Here is a 19,184-nt window from a genome sequence, read left to right on the forward strand (position 1 = left end):
ACGGGCGGCGGCGGCCCCGGCCCGGCTCAGTCCTTGCGGCCGGTGGTGGCGATGGGGGCGGACGAACTACGCCCGGCTCCCGGGGGAAGCATCCGAATATCCGTTCGCACGGCAGGGCGGAAATGTCGGAACGGGCGGTTACCGTCGTGACGGACGCGTACGCCCTGGAGGACGGCGGCCCAGCATGACTTCCACGTTGATCGGACGGGAACATCCCGCGGCGGTGCTGCGCGGGGAGGTCGACCGCGCGGTGGCCAGCCACGGCGGGCTGGTGCTGGTCGCCGGGGAGGCCGGGATCGGCAAGACCACCCTGGTGACCGAGGCGATGCGGGAGGCCCGCGACAGGGGAGCGCTGGTGCTGGGCGGCTCGTGCTGGGACTCGGCCAGCGCGCCCGGCTACTGGCCGTGGACGCAGGTGGTGCGGGCGCTGCGGCGCGCCGTCGACGCGCGGGAGTGGGCGGCGGCCGAGGCCGCCGCGGGCGGCGGGCTGGCGGTGCTGCTCGGCGAGTCGCCCGGCGCCGACGCCGACGGCTTCCAGGTGTACGACGCGGTGACCAGCGCGCTGGTGGCGGTCTCGCAGCGGCGCCCGGTGGCCGTCGCGCTCGACGACCTGCACTGGGCGGACGCCGCGTCGGTGCGGCTGCTGGAGTTCGTGGCGCAGCACACCTGGTTCGAACGGCTGCTGCTCATCGGCACCTACCGCGACGTCGAGGTGGAGTGGGACGAGCACCCGCTGCGCTCCCTGCTGCCGTCGCTGGCGGCCAAGGCCACCGTCGTCACGCTGACCGGGCTCGGCCGCGCCGAGGTGGGCCGGCTGATGCACCGGACGGTCGGCGTGCAGCCGGACGACGCCCTGGTCGCCGAGGTGCACCGGCGCACGGGCGGCAACCCGTTCTTCGTCGAGCAGGCCGCCCGGCTGTGGCACGGCGGCGGCACCGTCAACGCGATCGCGCCGGGCGTCCAGGACGCGGTGCGGCGGCGGCTGTCGCTGCTGCCCGGCGCGGTGGCGCGGCTGCTGACCTCGGCGGCCGTGCTGGGACGCGAGTTCGACCGGGGCGTGCTGGCCGCGGCGATGGGCGAGCCCGTGCCGCGCGTGGAACGGCTGCTGGCGCGGGCGGTGGCGGCCCGGCTGGTCGTCGCGCGCGACAACGGCCGCTTCGCGTTCGCCCACGACCTGGTCAGGGAGACCCTGTACGGCACGCTCGGGGACGTCGAGGCGCGCCGCGCGCACGCCGCGGTGGTGCGGGCCATCGACGACGCCCCGGCGCTGGCCGGGCGCGTCATGCCCGCCGAGCTGGCCCGGCACGCCCACCTCGCCGGTGACGAGATCGACGCGACGCGCGCGGTGGAGCACCTGCGGGCCGCCGCCCGCGACGCCCGCCGGCGCAGCGCCGTGGAGGAGTCGATCGGGCACCTTCGGCGCGCGCTGGAACGCGCCCCCGCCGGGCACGGGCGCCTGCGCGTCCTGCTGTCGCTGGAACTCGGCCGCCAGCTGTCGCACGCCGGCGACGAGGACGCGGCGTGGCAGGTGTTCGAACGCGCCGTGGCCCTCAGCCGCGAGGTCGACGACACGGCGCTGCTGGCGCGGGCGGCGCTGACCCTCTACCCGTACGAGCCGCCCGGCCCGGCGCAGCGGCTGCGGGACGAGCTGCTGGTGGAGGCGCACCGCCGGATGGTCCTGGACGGCGCCGCCCCGCCGGTGCGGCGGCCGCTGATCCAGCTCGCGCAGGAGCTGTCGGCCGCCGTCGCGCGGCAGGCCCGCGGCGGCGACGACGAGACGCTGGTGTTCAGCCTGTGGGCCCGGCACGACGCCCTGCTGGGCGTGGGCACCGCCGCCGAGCGCCTCGCGCTCACCGAGGAGCTGTTCGGCCTGGCGCGGCGGACCGGCGACATGGAGACGGCCTACCTGGCGACGTCGTTCCGCTGGGTGGCGCTGCTGGAGCAGGGCGATCCGCGGTACCTGGAGTACTTCCACCGGTTCGTGACGATGGCGCGCGGCGCCGACGCCGACATATGGCACATGGGCGCGAGCGCCGACGAGTGCGTCATCGGCGCGCTGCACGGACGGTTCGCCGAGGCCGAGCGGCACGCCGACGCGCTGCTGACGGGCGAGACGTGCGGGGCCGGTTCCGGCCTGGCCTACATGGCGTTCCAGTTCCGGTGGATGATCCAGTTGCTGCAGGGCCGGTTCGAGGAGCTGGAGGCCACGCACCGCGCGCTGTACGAGCGCGACCACCCGTACGCCGAGCTGCTGGAGGCCGTCACCGCCGTGCAGCGCGGCGACACCGACCTGGCGCTGCGGCACCTGACCGCCATGCAGGACCGCGAGGAGCCCTATCCGCCGGTCGTGGCGTCGCTGTGGCTGCGGTTCCAGGCGCAGGCCGCGGCCGCCTCCGGCGATCCGCGGCGGTGCGAGCGGGCGCGGTCGGCGCTGCTGCCGTACGCGGGGCTGTGGGCGGTGGCGCTGCACGGCTGCGAGGTGAGCGGTCCGATGGACCTGTGGCTCGGCGAGCTCGACGCCGCCCAGGGACGCTGGGACGACGCCGTCCGCCGCTTCACCGCCGCCCGGGAGTCGGCCGACCGGCTGCTGGCCCGTCCCTGGTCGGTGGAGGCGCGGCTGCGGCTGGCCGAATCGCTGCTCGCCCGGGGCGCCGCCGGCGACGCGCAGGCCGCGCGCGGGCTGCTGGCCGAGGTCACCAGCGAGGCCGCCGACATGGACATGCGGCACATCCCCGCCCGGGCGGCCAGGGCCCTGTCCGCGGTCGACGCTCCGGAACGGATCGCCGGGCGCGCGGCGCCCGCGCCCGCGCCGTCCCGTGCGCGGGGGTCGACCGCCGCGCCGGCGACGGCGACGGCGAGCACACGGACCCTCGAGAGCGCGGTGGGCGGCGACGGGGGCGTGTTCCGGTTCGACGGGGCGGTCTGGACGCTGTCGTTCGCCTCCCGGACGGTGCACATGCCCGACGCCAAGGGCCTGCGCGACCTGCACGTGCTGCTCGGCAGCCCGGGCACGGAGATCCCGGCGGTGCGGCTGGCCAATCCCGCCGGGGGCCCGGTGGCGGAGGCCGCGCTGCGGGGCGGCGGCGATCCCGTGCTCGACGAGGAGGCCAAGGCGCGGTACCGGCGGCGCCTGCTGCGGCTGGACGAGGAGATCGACCGGGCGGCCGCGCTGGGCGACGACGGCAGGGCCGCCGAGTTCGACCGGGAGCGGGCGGCGCTGCTGGCCGAGCTGCGCGCCGCGGCCGGGCCGGCGGGCCGCGACCGCCGCCTGGGCGACCAGGCCGAACGGGCGCGCAAGGCGGTCACCGCGCGCATCCGCGACACCCTGCGCAGGCTCGACCGGCGCCATCCGGAACTGGCCCGGCATCTGCGCGCGACCGTCTCCACCGGCCTCACCTGCGCTTACCGACCCGACTCCGACGTCACCTGGCGCCTGTGAACCGGGCCCCGTGAGGGCCGCGGGCGCGCGCCCGCGGCCCCGCGCCGCCACCGGCCGGGCCGCGTTCACTTGCGGTTGTAGAGCCACATGGTGAGCGAGCCGAACACGACGATCAGCACGGCGCCCCAGGCGGTCACCCAGACCACCTCGCCGCCGTCCACCGACCCGGCCATGAATCCGCGTACCACGGCGACCAGGTGCGTGATGGGGTTGACGTCCACGAACACCTGGAGCCACCCGGGCATGGTCTCGGGCTTGACCAGGATGTTGCTGAGGAAGGTCAGCGGGAACAGCACGAGCATGCTGACGCCCATGACGGCCTTGTCGGTGCGCATCAGCAGGCCGACCATCGTCCACACCCAGGAGAAGGCGAACGAGAACGCCACCAGTGCGGCGACGCCCGCGACGACCCCGGCGGCGCCGCCGTCCGGGCGGAACCCCAGGATGAGCCCCAGCGCCAGGATGACGATGGACGCCATGGTGTAGCGGAACATGTCGCCGAGCAGGTAGCCGACCATCGGCGCGGGACGCCACATCGGGATGCTGCGGAACCGGTCGAACACGCCCTTGGCGATGTCGGTGTTGACCGACACGCCCGTGTACATGGTGGTCATCACCACGCTCATCACCATGATCCCCGGCAGCAGGAACTGCAGGTACTCCCGGGTCGACCCGGCCAGCGCCCCGCCGAACAGGTAGGTGAACATCAACGTCATCATGATCGGGAACGCGGTGACGTCGAACAGCTGCTCGGGCACGTGCTTGATCTTCAGCATGGCCCGCCAGCCGAACGTCAGCGAGGCCGACAGGGGGCCGGGACGCGGCGGCCGCGCGCTCGGCGCCAGCACGGCGGCGATGAGTTCGGCCGAGGGGGCGTGGCCGCCCGCCGCCTCGCGGGTGGAACTCTCGGTCGCGGTGGTCATGCCGCCTCCTGTCCGTCGTCGGCGGGGTGGCCGGTGAGGGTGAGGAACACCTCGTCCAGGCTGGGCTGGCCGAGGGAGAAGTCGTCGACGACGATCCCGGCGTCCGCCAGTTCGGCCAGCGCGCGGGAGGCCAGCCCGGCCGCGCCCAGGTCCGAGGACGCGCCGGTCAGCCGCGCGGTGAGCGCGACCGGCTCGGCGTCCGCGACGACCTCGGCGTCCAGGGCGCGGGTCAGCAGGTCGCGGGCCTGCTCGCGGCGCGCGGCGTCGCGCAGCCGCACGTGCACCGAGCCCGCGCCCACCGACGACTTCAGCTCGCCGGGGGTGCCCTCGGCGATGACGCGGCCGTGGTCGATGACCGCGATCCGGTCGGCGAGCCGGTCGGCCTCCTCCAGGTACTGGGTGGTGAGCAGCACCGTGGTGCCCTGCGCCACCACCAGCCGGACGATGTCCCACACGTGGCTGCGGCTGCGCGGGTCCAGGCCGGTGGTGGGCTCGTCGAGGAACAGCAGGTCGGGGGTGTTGAGGATGCTGGCGGCGATGTCGATGCGGCGGCGCATCCCGCCCGAGTAGTTCTTGACCTGCCGTCCGGCGGCCTCGCTCAGCCCGAACGCCTCCAGCAGCCGCGCGGCGCGTTCGCGGGCGGCGTGCCGGCCGTGGCCGAGCAGGCGGCCGAGCAGCACCAGGTTCTCGGTGCCGGTCAGGTCCTCGTCCAGCGAGGCGTACTGGCCGGTCAGGCTGACGCGGGTGCGCACCGTGTCGGCCTCGCGCCGCACGTCGTGGCCGAACACGCGGGCCTGGCCGCCGTCCGGGCGCAGCAGCGTGGACAGCACCCGCACGCAGGTGGTCTTGCCCGCCCCGTTGGGGCCGAGCACCCCGTAGACGGCGCCGCGCGGCACCGTGAGGTCGACGCCGTCCAGGGCGCGGACGTCACCGAACCGCTTGGTCAGTCCCGACGTCTCGATCGCCGGGTCGTCGTCGCTCATCAACGCGTCCTTTCGCATGAAGGTCTCACCTCTGAAGCGCCAGATGCCGTCCCGCGCCCGCCAGATCGAATCTGGCGGACGCGGGACGGCCGCGTTGACGAGGACGCGCCGGGTTCAGTGAACCTTGACGTGCGGACGCGGCGTCGCGGGGCCGGGGACGGGCACGGCGGCGCGGCGGTCCAGGGCACCGGACAGCAGGGCGACCGCCAGGCCCGCGAGGCCGAGGAGGGCGGCGACCCACAGCGGCGAGGTGTAGCCGAACCCGGCGCTGATGGCCAGGCCCGCCAGGAACGGGCCGACGGCGTTGCCGAGGTTGAACGCGGCGACGTTGGCGGCCGAGGCCAGCGCCTGGGCGTCGACGGCCTTGTCGAGGATGCGGGTCTGGAACGCCGGGATGGTGGCCGAGGCGACGACGCCGAACACGGTGAACGCGACCACGGCGGCGACCTTGTGGTGCGCGGCGCCCAGCAGCACGGCCGACACCAGGATGAGCGCGGCGAGCATCGCGTAGACGCTGGGCATCAGGGCGCGGTCGGCGTAGCGGCCGCCGAGCGGGCCGCCGACGACCATGCCGAGGCCGAGCAGCACCATGACCATGGGGACGGCGCCCGCGGAGAACCCGGTGACGTCGGTCAGCAGGGGCGCGACGTAGGTGACGACGGCCAGCACCGGCGCCCAGCCCAGGGCGGTCATGACCAGCGCGAGCCACACCTGGCGGTCGCGGAAGACGGCCAGTTCCCGGCGCAGGCCGGTGTCGGGGCGTGTGCCGCGCGGGATGAGCGCCGCGATCCCGGCGAAGGCCACCACGCCGACCCCGGTGATGATCCAGAAGGTGGCGCGCCAGCCGAGCTGCTGCCCGACGAACGTGCCGAACGGCACGCCCAGCACGTTGGACAGGCTCAGTCCCATGAACATCATGGCGATGGCGCTGGCCCGCTTCTCGGGCCGGACGAGGTCGGCGGCGACGACCGAGCCGACGCCCATGTACGCGCCGTGCGCGAAGGACGCGACGATCCGTCCGGCCATCAGCGCGCCGTAGCCGGGTGCGAGGGCCGACAGCACGTGCGCGGCGACGAACAGTCCCATGAGGCCGAGCAGCATGCCCTTGCGGGGCAGCCGGGCGCCGAGGGCGGTGACCAGCGGGGCGCCGACCACGACGCCGAAGGCGTAGCCGGACACCAGCAGCCCGGCGGTGGGGATCGAGGTGCCGAAGTCGGCGGCCAGGTCGGGCAGCAGACCGGCGATGACGAACTCGGTGGTGCCGATGCCGAAGGCGCCGAGTGCCAGCGCCAGCAGGGCCAGGGGCATGGCCGTACCCTCCGGTAGGATCTGTGGCATACGCGGGCAATAAGCACAAGCATTATTTGCATACGCCGGTTACTTGCAGACGCCTGCTATCCCACCACGCAAGTATCCCGGCCGCAATCGCGAGGAGGGTGAGCCGTGTCACGCCCCGACGACTCCCGAGCCCAGGGCTGGCGGACGCTCGCCGCGCTCAACGCCCGCATCGAGGACCGCATCGAGCGCGCGCTGCAGGACGCGCACGGGCTGAGCGTCAACGAGTTCTGCGCCCTGCACCACCTCGGCGAGAGCCAGGGCCGGCACGTGCGGATGCAGGAGCTGGCGGACAAGCTCGTCCTCAGCCAGAGCGCCACCACGCGCCTGGTGACCCGGCTGGAGAAGCGCGGCCTGATCACCCGCGTGCTGTCGGAGGAGGACCGGCGGGGCATCTGCGCCGAGGCCACCGACGCCGGGCGCGAACTGCACGACGAGGCGGTCCCCGTTCACAACAAGGCCCTGGACGAGGCGCTGCGCGAGGCCGCCGAGCTGCCCGAGCTGGCCCCGCTGGTGGACGCCCTGGAGACGCTGAACATCAAGGTGTAGGCGTCGGCCCCGGGCACCGCCGGCGGCGCGGGCCCGGCGCTCAGCCGCGCCGGGCGAGGGCGGCACGGCTGATCTTCCCCGCGGCGGTGCGCGGCAGTTCGGACATGAACGTCACCGAGCGCGGCACCTTGTGCGCGGGCAGGCGGCGCCTGGCCAGCGCCAGCAGCTCGTCGGCCAGGTCGTCCGGCGGCGCCGCGCCCTCGGCCGGGACGACGAACGCCTGCAACGCGCCCGTCCCGCCCGCCGCTCCGACGACGGCGACCTCGACGACCCCCGAGTGCTGCCCCAGCACCCGTTCGACCTCCAGCGGGGAGAACCGGTCGCCCGACACCGTCACCTGGTCCAGAACGCGCCCGTGGTGGTGCACGAAGCCGTCCGGGTCGACGTGCACCAGATCGCCGGTGCGCAGCCAGCCGTCCCCGTCCAGCACCTCGGCCGTGCGTTCCGGCTTGCCGAGGTACCCGGCCATCACCGACGGGCCGCGCACGTACAGCGTCCCCGCCCCCACCGAGGGGATGCGGCGGCCGCGCCGGTTGCCCGCGCCGCCGACCGGCTCCCCCACGGATTCGATCCTGCCGACCGGGCCGCCCCGCCCCGTTCCGGGGCCGCCCACGGTGCGCTCCACGCGCACGTCGATCTCGTACGGGTCGAGCACGACGCCGAGGGAACCCCGGCGCCGTCGCGTGACGGTGTTGGAGACGAACGTGTGCCCGACCTCGGTGCTGCCCAGCCCGTCCAGCACCGGACACCCGAGGAAGTCCTCGATGCGGTCGGCCAGCGTCGGCAGCAGCGGCTCCCCCGCCGAGGCGGCGGCGCGCAGCGCGCGGAACGCCGCCCGCACCGGCTGGGGGTCGGGGGCGTTCACCAGCCGCGCGTACCACGTCGGCACGGTGAACAGCAGGGTCGGGCGGTACAGCCGCGCCTGCTCGGCGGCGCCCTCCACGCTCGGCTGGTCGGGCCACAGCACCGACGAGGCGCCGCAGAACATGGGAAAGAAAACCGTGGCGCCCAGGCCGTACGGGTAGCACGCCTTGGCCAGGGAGAAGATGACGTCGTCGGCGGTCACGCCCAGCGCGCCGAGGCCCATCGCCCGGAAGTAGACCTCCGGATCGGCATGCCTGTGCACGGCGCCCTTGGGCGCGCCGGTGGTCCCGGAGGTGTACTGGACGTACGCGGCCGCACCGGGCGCCACCGGTACGGGATCGGGCACGAACGCGGGCTCGTCCGTCAGGTCCTCGGGGGTCAGGACGTGCACGGACGGGAAACGCGCGCCCAGGCCGGCCGCGCACACCACGGCACTGGGCTCGGCGTCGGACACGACGTAGGCGTGCTGCCGCTCGCTCTGCTTGGGCCCGGCCAAGACGGCGACCGCGCCGAGCCGCAGGACGCCGAGCAGGGCCGCGACGTACCCGGGCGAGTCGGGAAGCGCGATGAGCACCCGGTGGCCGGGTCGCACCCCGGCGGCGTGCAGGACGCCGGACGCGCGGGCGGCGGCGGCGTGCGCCTGGCCGTGGGTCACCGTGCCGTCGCCGGTACGGAACAGCGGACGGTCACACCAGCCGTAGGTCTCCGCCCGTAGGGCTAGCGCGGTGGCGACATTGCCATCCATAGCGGACCTCCGTAGTGCCTAGGGGTTGACACGCGGAGATTACGCCGGGTAGGCGCACGGACACGCGCCGTTCGCCACTTTTCGGTCTGCCAAACAGTCCCGGATCAGGGCATAACGCGTACCGCCAGAGGCGACGGGAACGCCCGTTCGGGCGGCTTCAGGCGACTTGAGGCCGATTCGGCCGCATTAGGCGGGGAGGATCTCCCAGGCGTCGCCGCGCCGCACCAGCAGGTCGCGCGACAGCATCTGCCCGGGCGGGACGTCCCACGCCGGGTCGCCGTCGTCGCCGCGCCCCTCGGCCCACACCTGCCCGACGGCCCAGCGCAGCTTGTCGACGCCGTCGGGGTGGCCGGTGCCGGACGCGACGAACACGTCCCGCGCGGGCGTGGCGACGACCAGGTCGCCCTCCACGTCCTGCGCCAGCTTCTCCAGGAAGCCGTCGTCCAGCAGCAGTCCCGCCTCCAGCCCCCCGAACCGCGACGAGGCGTCACCCGCGCCCGGCACCGCGCCGAGGGTGACCGTGACGGCCCGCACGTCCGGATACCAGCTCAGCGCCAGGTCGGGGCGCCGGTTGCGCAGGTTGACGACGGCGTGGCGGCGAAGGTCCTCCGGCGCGACGCCCAGTTCCGCGCAGTGCCGCCGCGCGATGTGCTCGTACCGCGGGCCGCCCGCGCCCGCCGCGCCGCCGGGCAGGGCCGCGCCGCCCGCGGCCTCGCCGGTCAGCTCCAGCGCGTAGGTGACGTACAGGTCCCCCGCGAGCGGGTCGCGGATCGGCTCCTCCTCGACGGGCAGCGGGAACTCCAACTGCACCTCCGCCGGCACCCGGGCCTTCATCAACGGGACGATGAGACTGGTCCGCGGCTCGGTCACGGGTCGTTCCTCCTTGGGCCTGCTCGGGCCTGGCGCGGGGGCGGCGCGGGTCCGCGCGGGGCCGCGGCGGCGGGCGCGCGCCCGCGCGCGTTCCGGAATGGATCACCATAGCGCCGCCCGGCGCCGCGGCCGAAACTCCTGACCGGCCGTGGAGGGTCCGTTGACCCCGCCGGGTGGCCGGCGGCTAGCTAGCCGCTCCAGGTCAGGCCGCCGCGCAGGACGGGCAGGCCGGGCGGGGCGCCGCCCTCGATGAGCCGCCACACCGCGTCGGTGTCGAGATGCTCCTCCACCAGGTCGCCCACCGCCTCGAACATGGCCTCGCGCTGCGCGGCGAACGACACGTCGGGCGCCGGGGTGAAGTCGCGGCCCGCGTGCCGGGCGACGTCGGCCAGGAACGCCCGCCGGAAACCGTCGTTCTCCATCGCGCCGTGCCAGGTCGTCCCCCACACCGCGCCCACGCGGCAGCCGTCCAGGAACGGCTCGCCGCCCTGCACCTCCACCTGCCCGTGGTGGATCTCGTAGGCGCGCACCGGATGCCCGTAGGCGGTGCCGGTGGGGCGGGCGAGCGTCTTGGCGGGGGCGAACACCACGCGCGCAGGCAGCAGGCCGAGGCCGTCGACGCGTCCGGCGCCCGACTCCACCTCGTCGTGGATCTCGCGGGCGAGCATCTGGTGGCCGCCGCAGACGCCGAGCACCGGCCGTCCCTCCCGCGCCCGCCGGACGATCTCGTCCGCCATCCCGCGCTCGCGCAGCCACGCCAGGTCCGAAACGGTCGCGCGGGACCCGGGCAGCACCACCAGGTCGGCGTCGGCCAGGTCGCCGGGGCTCGTCGCGTACCGCACCACCACGCCCGGTTCGCAGGCCAGCGCGTCCAGGTCGGTGAAGTTGGAGATGCGCGGGAAGCGCACCACGGCCACGCGCAGCGTCTGCCGTCCGTACGGGCCACGCGCGTCGGGACGGGGCGCGTCCAGCGCGAGACCGTCCTCGGGATCGATGTGCAGGCCCGGACGCCAGGGCAGCACGCCCAGCGTGGGCCGCCCGGTCAGCTCCGCCAGCCGCGCCAGCCCGGGTTCCAGCAGCTCGACCGCCCCGCGGAACTTGTTGACGACGAATCCGGCGATCAGCGCCTGGTCGGCGGGTTCCAGCAGCGCCACCGTCCCGTAGAGGGACGCGAACACCCCGCCCCGGTCGATGTCCCCCACGACGATCACCGGCATGCCGACGGCCCTGGCCAGGCCCATGTTGACGATGTCCCCGGCGCGCAGGTTGATCTCCGCGGGGCTGCCCGCCCCCTCGCAGACCACCACGTCGTGCGCGGCGCGCAGCTCGGCCAGGCTGTCGAGCACCACCTCGCGCAGCCGCTCCTTGTGCGCCCGGTACTCCAGCGCGTCCACCTCGGCGACGGGACGGCCCAGCACCACCACCTGGCTGCGCCGGTCGCTGCCCGGCTTGAGCAGCACCGGGTTCATCACCGCCCGCGGTTCGACGCCCGCGGCCTGCGCCTGCGCGTACTGCGCCCGGCCGATCTCCGCGCCGTCCGCCGTCACCATCGAGTTCAGCGACATGTTCTGCGCCTTGAACGGCGCGACCTTCACCCCGCGCCGGGCCAGCCAGCGGCACAGCCCCGTGGTGACCAGGCTCTTGCCCGCGTCCGACGTCGTGCCCGCCACCAGCAGCGTCCCGCCGCCCATCAGCCTCTCCTCCCGCTCGCGGCCACGGCCGCCCCCAGCGCCGCCGCTCCCACGGCCGCCACGGCGGCCGCCGCCAGGGTGACGGCCGTCGACAGCCGCACGGCCCGGCGGATGTCGCCCGTCTCGGGGACGCGCCCGTCGCCCAGTTCGGGACGCTCCTCGACCCGTCCCCCGTACACGTTGACACCGCCGAGCCGCACGCCCAACGCCCCGGCGAACGCCGCCTCGCACCGTCCCGCGTTGGGGCTCGGATGCGCCGCCCCGTCACGGCGCAGCGCCCGCCACGCCCGTCCCGCCCGGCCGCCCGGCGCGGCGCACGCGACGGCGAGCAGGCCGGTGAGCCGCGCGGGCGCCCAGTTGGCCGCGTCGTCCAGCCGCGCCGACGCCCACCCGAAGCGCAGGTAGCGCGGGTCGCGGTAGCCGACCATCGCGTCCAGCGTGTTGATCGCACGGTAGGCCAGCAGGCCCGGCACGCCCGCGACGGCGCCCCACACCAGCGGCGCGACGGCCGCGTCGGAGGTGTTCTCCGCCACCGACTCGACCGTGGCGCGCGCCAGCGCCTTCTCGTCCATCCCGTCGGGGTCGCGCGCGCACAGGTGCGACAGCCGCCGCCGTGCCGCGTCCAGGTCGCCGTTCTCCAGGAGGTGCGCCATCCGGCGGCCCTCCCGTCCCAGCGACGTGCCGCCCAGCACCGCCCACGTCGCCACCGCCGTCACCACGGCGCGGGCCGCACGGCCCCGCGCCGCCTTCTCGGCGACGACGCCCAGCCCCGCCGCGCCGCACACCAGAACCGCGCTGAACACGACGCCACGCGCACGCGAATCGGCGTAGACCCGCCGCTCCAACGCCGACGCCGCACGGCCGAACGCCGCCACCGGATGCCCACGCCGCGGATCGCCCAGCAGCGCGTCGAGCGCGACGCCCAGCAGCAGTCCCTCAGGCGAACCCCGGCCCACCCACTTCGATGTCATGGAGACATCTCTACGGCATGCCCCTAGCAGAGGTGCGCGTCGAGGTCGTCCCAGTTGCGTTCCAGCCAGTCCTGCGCGCGGCGGATGCGCGGCCCCGCGCCGCCCCGCCACATGCGGGCCCAGCCGCCGCCCAGGTGCTCGGCCCGGAAGCGCATCGCCTCGTACGAGCGTTCGAACCGCAGCCGCGCGGCGGGCAGCAGCCGCCGCCTGCTGTCACGGTCCAAGCCGTAGGCGTCGCAGAACAGCCGCAGCCGGGCGCCCACGTCCGCGCCGTACAGCCGCGCGTCCCGGTCGGCGGGATCGGCGATCGGCGCCCAGTGCCGCAGCGCGGTCACCACGTCGTACAGCCGGCTCGTCGGACGGGCCAGGTCGAAGTCGATGAGCGCGACGGGCTCGCCCGCGCGGAACACCACGTTCTCCGGCGTCACGTCGCAGTGCCCGATGATCTCGGGTTCGTCGTCCAGGCCGGAGACGGCCCGGTCGTCCCAGGGCGCCCCGGGCGGCGGCTCGTAGGAGGCGACGGCGTCGTGGTAGCGCCGCAGCAGCCGCGCGACCCCCGCCAGCGCCTCCCGGGTGGCCGCGTACCGGGGCAGCGGACGGCGCGGCGTCTCACCCCGCATCCACGTCAGGATCTCCCGGCCCCGGTCGTCGACGCCCAGCACGCGCGGCGCCCCGTCGAATCCCACGCTCTCCAGATGCCGCAGCAGCCCGTGCACCGCCGGGGTGTGCGGGCCCATGGGCCGGCGCACCGTGTCCCCCACCCGGACGACGCCCTCCGTGACGTCCCCGCCGGAGAGCGGCATCTCCACGTTCACAGCCACGGAGCAAGACCTTAGGCGCTCCGCCGGTTCGGATCAGCCGATCAACGAATCGTCCAACCGACCAGTCCCGCGCCGCCGCCATGATCACCGCGACGCCGCGTCCCCTCGCCGAATCGGCTCCGCCGGCCGGGAAACGACGCCGGGGGCGGTCCGGAGCGCCGGCCCCGTGGCCCATTCCGGCCGCGCGGGAAGGCGGTCCGCTCGCCGAGGGCCGCGGCGGCCGTGGAAAACGGCGGTCCGGGCGGCCCGGCACCGCCCGGACCTTGCCCGATGCGGGGAAATGCCTGTCGCACGCAGGTCAGGCTCAGTAGTACCCTCACCTCCGTAGCAGCAGGCCCCGGTAGCTCAGTTGGACAGAGCGGCTGCCTTCTAAGCAGTTGGTCGCGGGTTCGAATCCTGCCCGGGGCGCCAGAACGGCCGGGGGCGCCCATGGCGTTCCCTACACTCCGGGGGCATGGAGCTCACCGACGCCGTCCGCATGATCATGAGCGAGTCCGCCCCGCATCCCGAGCTGCTGCGGGTCGCGCGGACCTCCTACGACGACCTGTCGTCCGGACGCCCCGTCCACCACACCGCCCTCAGCGACCTGCTGCGCCAGGCCGCGCGCAAGAACGTGTACCCCGCGCTGCGCGCCCGGTACGGCGTCGAGGCGTTCGACGACATGGTCCTCGCGCTGGGGCGGGAGATCGACCGGCAGGCCCCGGTCGTCCGCCGCTGAACGCCCTCCGATGAAAAGGAGGCGGCCCCGCCGAACGTCGGCCGGTCCCGAGACGGCGCGGCACTAGGATGCCTGGCGTACCGAGACGAAGGGCCACCCAGGCGGCAGGTGCGCAGGATCCCGCACGTGACCGGCCCGGCATCACGAAGCGGCCGGTAGATTGCGACCCGGCCTCCTTTCCCGGCTTTTCACGCCGCCCTTAGGCCGGAGCTGGAAAGGTGGTCGTCTCGTGGTGTCGTCGAGCCCGGAGCGAGTGAGGAAACATGTCTGAGGATGACAAGCCCCGGGGGGAACCGGCGGTCAAGGCCAAGCTGCCGAACGCCAAGAACATCCGCAGCCCGGAGTTCACCCCGCACGGCATCAGCAGCGGGCGTGGCCGAGGGCCGCGTCCGTCCGCGCTGACCGCCGCGCAGGCCCGCAAGCGCCGCCGCCTGGGCATCGCGGGAACGGTGGTGGCGGTGCTGGCCATCGCGGGCGCCACGACGTGGTACGTCACCCGTCCCGGTCCGCAGATCGAGGTCACCGGCGCGTTCGGGCAGTCGCCCAAGGTCACCATCCCCAAGAAGCTCGTCCCCGAGAACGAGCTGAAGGTGAGCCAGAAGATCAAGGGCACCGGCACCAAGATCGCCAACGGTGACACCGCGCTGGTCAAGTTCGTCTTCTACCAGTGGGCCAAGGGCACCGGCGACAAGGCCGACGAGAGCACCAGCAAGGAGCTGCAGTCGTCCTACAAGCTGCCCGCCGGCCAGCAGGTCGTGCCGATGCCGATCGGCAAGACCGAGGTCAAGGGCCTGGACAAGGGCCTGGTCGGGCAGACCGCGGGCAGCCGCGTGGTGCTGCAGGTCCCGCCGAAGGAGGGCTTCGGCCAGGCCGGCCCGCAGATGGGGCTCGGCGAGAACGACGCGGTGCTCTTCGTGGTGGACGTCCTCGCCGTCTACCCCAAGAACGCCGAGGCCAAGGGCACCGCGAAGCCGCTGGACGACAAGGACCTGCCGTCCGTCGGCGCCATGGAGGCGGGCAAGGGACCCAAGCTCACCGTGCCCAAGGCCGACCCGCCCAAGGACATGCAGGTCAAGACCCTCATCGAGGGGACCGGCCCGAAGACCACCAAGGACGACACCGCGTTCGTCAACTACAAGGGCGTGATCTGGCGGGACGGCAAGGAGTTCGACAACAGCTGGAGCAAGGGCTCGCCCGCCATGTTCCCGCTCAACACCACCGAGGGCATGAAGGGCTTCTTCAAGGGGCTGCAGGGCCAGAAGGTCGGCAGCCGCGTCATGCTGATCCTTCCGCCCGACCAGGGGTACGGCAAGGAGGGCAACCCGCAGGCCGGGATCAAGGGCGACGACACCACGGTGTTCGTCGTCGACATCCTCGGCACGGTCCCCAAGTGACCCTCTGGTGAAACGACGCGCGACGGCATAGCGCGGCGAGCCGCACGACGCGGAAACGCGCGAACGGCGGGGCACCCTGGAGGGCGCCCCGCCGTTGTTTTGTCGTCGCCGGTGAAATGTGTCAAGAACCACGTCAGGCGGCACCGGACAACCCTCCGCGCCGCTTGATCGTCCCTGTAGTGAGAAAGCCAACGGGAGTGCACAGTGACCGGCCGTAATCCATCACTCCCCTCCGGTATCGTCTGTAACGAAATCATCACGGGGGGCTTGTGAGCGACACCGACAGGAGCCCTGGGGGCACCGAGCCCGCCGGGCCGAGCGAGGGCGACCTCGACGACGACCTCACGGCCGACAAGGCCGTTCCCGCGGACGGCGAAACGCCCCAGGCCGCGGCCGAGCGGGACACACGCGACGAAGGCAAGGCGCCGGCCGACGACGCGCCGGCCGACGACACCGCCGAGGCCGGGGACCCGGCCGCCACGCAGACGCTGTCCCTCGCCGACGACGAGGACGCGCGCGACGGCACCTCCCCCGCCGACCCGGCCGAGCCGTCCACGGACACCGCTCCCGTCGAGCCCCCTGCCGTGTCGGAGGACGCCTCACCCGACGCGCAGGCCGACGGCACGACGGACACGGCCACGCCCCAACCCCCCGCCACCGATGACGCAGGCGACCCCGCGTCCACCCCCGGCGCCCCGACGGACGAAGACGACACCGTGTCCGAGCCCGACGCCGCCGACGCGGGCACCACCGTGGACCTGAGCGACGACGCGGACACCGGCACCGCCAAGGACACCAGCGGCGCCGCGGACGCGAGCACCGACATGGCCGCGGGCACCACGGCGGACGCGGGCGGCGGCTCGGACGCCGGCAACGCGAGCGACGCCGAGCAGAGCGCGGGAGCGGCCGCGACGACACCCGACCTCACCGTCATCGACCCGCCCGAGCCCGCGGCTCCGTCCACCGCGACGGGCGCGGACGGCGAAGCCGGGGCGCCCGCTCACACCAACGCCACGTCTGGTTCCGGCGACGCTAAGGACAAGAACGAGACCGCGTCCGAGGGCGTCGGGGATGCTGGGGCGGACAAGACGGCCGCCGCACAGCAGGAGGTCGCGGCGGCGAAGCCTCCGGCGGACACGACGAAGAAGGCGCGGAAGGGGGGTATGGACGCGAAGAAGAAGCACAAGAAGCAGCGCGGCAAGGCGGCGCGCATCGGGCGGCGGGTGCTCTTCGTGGTGCTGGGCCTCGTCGGGCTGGCCGTGGCCGCGTTCGGTGTGGCGTACCTGCTGACGCCGGTGCCGTCCCCTCAGGAGGAGGCGGTCGCGCAGGGGCCGACGTTCCTGTACTCCGACGGCAAGACCCAGATCGCCAAGACCGGCGTGAACCGGGACGCGGTCCGGCTCGACACCATCCCGCGGGGCGTGCGCGACGCGGTGATCGCCGCCGAGAACCGCAGCTTCTACGACGACCCCGGGGTGTCGGTGCCGGGTACGCTGCGCGCCTTCTGGTCCACGGTCTCCGGCGAGCAGCTGCAGGGCGGGTCCACCATCACCCAGCAGATGGTCCGCAACTACTACGGCGGCATCGGCAAGGAACGCTCGATCACCCGCAAGCTCAAAGAGATCATGGTCTCGTTGAAGGTGGGCCGGGAGAAGTCCAAGGACTGGATCCTGGAGCAGTACCTCAACACCATCTACTTCGGCCGCGACGCCTACGGCGTGCAGGCCGCGGCCCAGGCGTACTACGGCAAGGACGTGGGGCAGCTCACCCCGGCCGAGGGCGCCTACCTGGCGGCGGCGATCCAGCAGCCCAGCAACTTCGCCGACCCGTCGGGCTCCACGCGCGCCTACGCCGAGAGCCGCTGGCGCGCCGTGGTGAACAACATGGTCCGCGACGGCGCCGTGACCTCGGCGGACGCGGCGCGCATGACGTTCCCGCAGCCGGTCAAGCAGAAGGTCACCAACATCCTCGGCGGCCAGAAGGGCTACATGGTCAACATCGCCAAGCGCGAGCTGACCGAGCGGCGCGGCTACACCGAGGACGAGATCAACCGCAGCGGCCTGAAGATCACCACGACCTTCGACAAGGAGCTGATGGACGCCGCGCAGCAGGCGGTCCGCGGCAACCTCCCGAAGCGGATGAGCACGCAGATCCGCACCGGGCTGGTCTCGGTCGACCCCGAGACCGGGCAGGTGCTGGCGTTCTACGGCGGACGCGGCTACCTGGAGGAGGCCCTCAGCAGCGCGTTCAGCGACTGGGCGCAGGCCGGGTCCGGGTTCAAGCCGATCGTGCTGGCCGCCGCGCTCGACAGCGGCATGAGCCTGAACACCTACGTGGACGGCAGCTCGCCGCAGTACTACAACGGCTCGCCGATCCACAACGACGGCAACCGCAGCTACGGCACGATCAACCTGGTCACGTCCACGCAGAACTCGGTCAACACCGCCTACGTCAACCTGGGGCAGAAGGTCGGCCTGGACAAGGTCACCAAGATGGCCGAGAAGATGGGCATCCCCAAGTCGCAGCTGACGGCCAACGGCGCCAACAAGTACCCGACGTTCCCGCTGGGCACGATCTCCGTGCATCCGGTGCAGCAAGCGGGGGTGTACGCGACGTTCGCCTCCGAGGGCGTGCACCACACCCCGTACGTGGTGAAGTCGGTCACCGACAACACCGGCAAGACCACCCGCTTCTCCGAGAAGGGCAAGCGGGTGTTCGACGAGCAGGTCGCGCGGGACGCCACGTACGCGATGCGGCGCGTGGTCGAGGCGGGCACCGGCCGCAACGCCCAGCTGCCCGACGGCCGTGACGTGGCGGGCAAGACCGGCACCACCGACGCGGGCCGGGCGATCTGGTTCAACGGGTTCATCCCGCAGCTGGCGACGTCGGTGGCGATGTTCCGCAGCGACGGCAAGCCGCTGGTCATCCCCGGGTACGGGGTGTACGGCGGGCAGTTGCCCGCACAGATCTGGCACTCCTACGTCAGCCGCGCGGTGAACGCCAAGGGCTACACGCCCAAGGAGTTCGGGTCGCCGTCGGTCTCCCCCGGCTCCTACGTGGGCGAGCCGGACGGGCGGCAGAACGACGCGCCGACGACGCGTGGGCCGGGGCTGCGGCCGTCCGTGCCGGAACGTCCGGGCCGGCCGTCCAGCAGGCCGCCGTCGGACATTCCGAGGGACCCGGTGCCGCCGCCCGGCGGCGGCACCGGCGACGGAGGCGACGGCGGCGGTGACGGCGGCACCGGTGGCGGTGACGGCGGAGGCGACGGCGGCGGAAGCGACGGCGGAAGCGGCGATGTCCCGCCCCGCCCGGAGGGTTAGCACCGACCGGCAGGCGGCCGCTGCCACAGTCGGCGTCCGCCCGGCGCGGCGCGGCCGGCACCGGCGCGACGTGAACACGAGAGGGGCCCGGCGAGCATCTCGCCGGGCCCCTCCGCCGTTCTCGGACCCCGTGTTCAGTCGCAGGCCGCCCCGATGCGGTTGGGGGCGTCGGTCATCACGGCGTTGAGCTGTGCCGCGTCACCGGTGCCCACGCCCGCGGCGGCGCCGCGCAGGCGGGTCGCCTCCGTCCTGAGCGCGTTCTTCAGCTTCTCGTCCTCGGCCTGGCGGGCCAGGCCGTCGACGCGTCCGGCGAACCGGTCGGTGGCCTGCTTCCACTGCGCCGGGTCGTTCGCCGGCACGGTCCGCACCTGGGAGACGTACTGCTGGAACGCCTTCTTGGTGTCGGCGCAGACCTGGCCGGTGTTGCCGCCGGACAGCCCGCAGCCCGTCAGCGTCCCCGCCGCGACGAGCAGCACCAGCCCCTGGGCCAGCCTCCCGGCCGTCCCGTACCGCATCGCACCCTCCCGTGTGATCACCGTCGACATCCGCCTATACTTCCGC

14 protein-coding genes and 1 tRNA gene are annotated in these 19,184 nt (G+C 74.0%); 6 read left to right on the forward strand and 9 right to left on the reverse strand.

Going from position 1 to position 19,184, the window contains the following annotated elements; all coding sequences use genetic code 11:
• The first annotated feature begins 184 nt into the window (after positions 1–184).
• A complete protein-coding gene (locus ABZ801_RS27605; RefSeq protein ID WP_360703006.1) occupies positions 185–3,439 on the forward strand; it encodes an AAA family ATPase in 3,255 nt (1,084 codons plus the stop codon).
• Between the two features lie 65 nt (positions 3,440–3,504).
• Here the strand turns inward: ABZ801_RS27605 and ABZ801_RS27610 are convergent, their stop codons facing one another.
• The 3 genes from ABZ801_RS27610 to ABZ801_RS27620 all read right to left on the reverse strand — a co-directional run bounded on the left by ABZ801_RS27610 (position 3,505) and on the right by ABZ801_RS27620 (position 6,653).
• A complete protein-coding gene (locus tag ABZ801_RS27610) occupies positions 3,505–4,362 on the reverse strand; it encodes an ABC transporter permease (RefSeq protein ID WP_344952170.1) in 858 nt (285 codons plus the stop codon).
• Positions 4,359–5,345, reverse strand: coding sequence for an ATP-binding cassette domain-containing protein (locus ABZ801_RS27615; RefSeq protein ID WP_360703009.1), 987 nt, complete (start codon positions 5,343–5,345; stop codon positions 4,359–4,361). Before ABZ801_RS27615 ends, ABZ801_RS27610 begins: the two co-directional genes overlap by 4 nt.
• Before the next feature lie 114 nt (positions 5,346–5,459).
• Positions 5,460–6,653 (reverse strand): MFS transporter, encoded by a 1,194-nt coding sequence (locus ABZ801_RS27620; protein WP_360703011.1) that lies wholly within the window; start codon positions 6,651–6,653, stop codon positions 5,460–5,462.
• Between the two features lie 135 nt (positions 6,654–6,788).
• Between ABZ801_RS27620 and ABZ801_RS27625 the strand changes: the two genes are divergently transcribed.
• A complete protein-coding gene (locus tag ABZ801_RS27625; protein WP_344952178.1) occupies positions 6,789–7,229 on the forward strand; it encodes a MarR family transcriptional regulator in 441 nt (146 codons plus the stop codon).
• 40 nt (positions 7,230–7,269) lie between these two features.
• Here the strand turns inward: ABZ801_RS27625 and ABZ801_RS27630 are convergent, their stop codons facing one another.
• From ABZ801_RS27630 to ABZ801_RS27650, 5 genes are all read right to left on the reverse strand, one after another.
• Entirely contained in the window at positions 7,270–8,838 is a 1,569-nt protein-coding gene (locus ABZ801_RS27630) for an AMP-binding protein (RefSeq protein WP_360703015.1), read from the reverse strand.
• Between the two features lie 186 nt (positions 8,839–9,024).
• Complete coding sequence (locus ABZ801_RS27635) at positions 9,025–9,708, reverse strand: DUF1444 domain-containing protein (protein ID WP_344952184.1); 684 nt, start codon at positions 9,706–9,708, stop codon at positions 9,025–9,027.
• 188 nt (positions 9,709–9,896) lie between these two features.
• Complete coding sequence (locus ABZ801_RS27640) at positions 9,897–11,399, reverse strand: cobyric acid synthase (protein WP_360703019.1); 1,503 nt, start codon at positions 11,397–11,399, stop codon at positions 9,897–9,899.
• On the reverse strand, positions 11,399–12,370 hold the full coding sequence (locus ABZ801_RS27645; RefSeq protein WP_360703022.1) for a cobalamin biosynthesis protein: 972 nt from the start codon (positions 12,368–12,370) through the stop codon (positions 11,399–11,401). Before ABZ801_RS27645 ends, ABZ801_RS27640 begins: the two co-directional genes overlap by 1 nt.
• A gap of 23 nt (positions 12,371–12,393) precedes the next feature.
• Positions 12,394–13,191 carry an aminoglycoside phosphotransferase family protein gene (locus tag ABZ801_RS27650; RefSeq protein WP_344952192.1) on the reverse strand — a complete coding sequence of 266 codons (798 nt, stop codon included), beginning with the start codon at positions 13,189–13,191 and terminating at the stop codon, positions 12,394–12,396.
• A gap of 334 nt (positions 13,192–13,525) precedes the next feature.
• On the opposite strand from ABZ801_RS27650, the gene ABZ801_RS27655 reads away from it, so the two are divergent.
• From ABZ801_RS27655 to ABZ801_RS27670, 4 genes are all read left to right on the forward strand, one after another.
• A tRNA-Arg gene (locus tag ABZ801_RS27655) sits at positions 13,526–13,602 on the forward strand.
• A gap of 43 nt (positions 13,603–13,645) precedes the next feature.
• Positions 13,646–13,909, forward strand: a complete 264-nt coding sequence (locus ABZ801_RS27660) for a hypothetical protein (RefSeq protein ID WP_360703025.1) — start codon at positions 13,646–13,648, stop codon at positions 13,907–13,909.
• Between the two features lie 263 nt (positions 13,910–14,172).
• The gene (locus ABZ801_RS27665) at positions 14,173–15,303 is read left to right on the forward strand and encodes an FKBP-type peptidyl-prolyl cis-trans isomerase (protein WP_360703027.1); all 1,131 of its coding nucleotides are present in this window, start codon (positions 14,173–14,175) and stop codon (positions 15,301–15,303) included.
• A 269-nt stretch (positions 15,304–15,572) separates the two neighbouring features.
• A complete protein-coding gene (locus ABZ801_RS27670; protein ID WP_360703030.1) occupies positions 15,573–18,623 on the forward strand; it encodes a transglycosylase domain-containing protein in 3,051 nt (1,016 codons plus the stop codon).
• 134 nt (positions 18,624–18,757) lie between these two features.
• Here ABZ801_RS27670 and ABZ801_RS27675 read toward each other — a convergent pair whose 3' ends face one another.
• Positions 18,758–19,168: a hypothetical protein gene (locus ABZ801_RS27675; RefSeq protein WP_360703033.1), complete on the reverse strand. Its 411-nt coding sequence runs from the start codon at positions 19,166–19,168 to the stop codon at positions 18,758–18,760.
• Positions 19,169–19,184 lie beyond the last annotated feature (16 nt).

The sequence above is a fragment of the Actinomadura sp. NPDC047616 genome (genome assembly GCF_040642915.1).
In the GTDB taxonomy this organism is placed as follows: Bacteria; Actinomycetota; Actinomycetes; order Streptosporangiales; family Streptosporangiaceae; genus Spirillospora; species Spirillospora miaoliensis.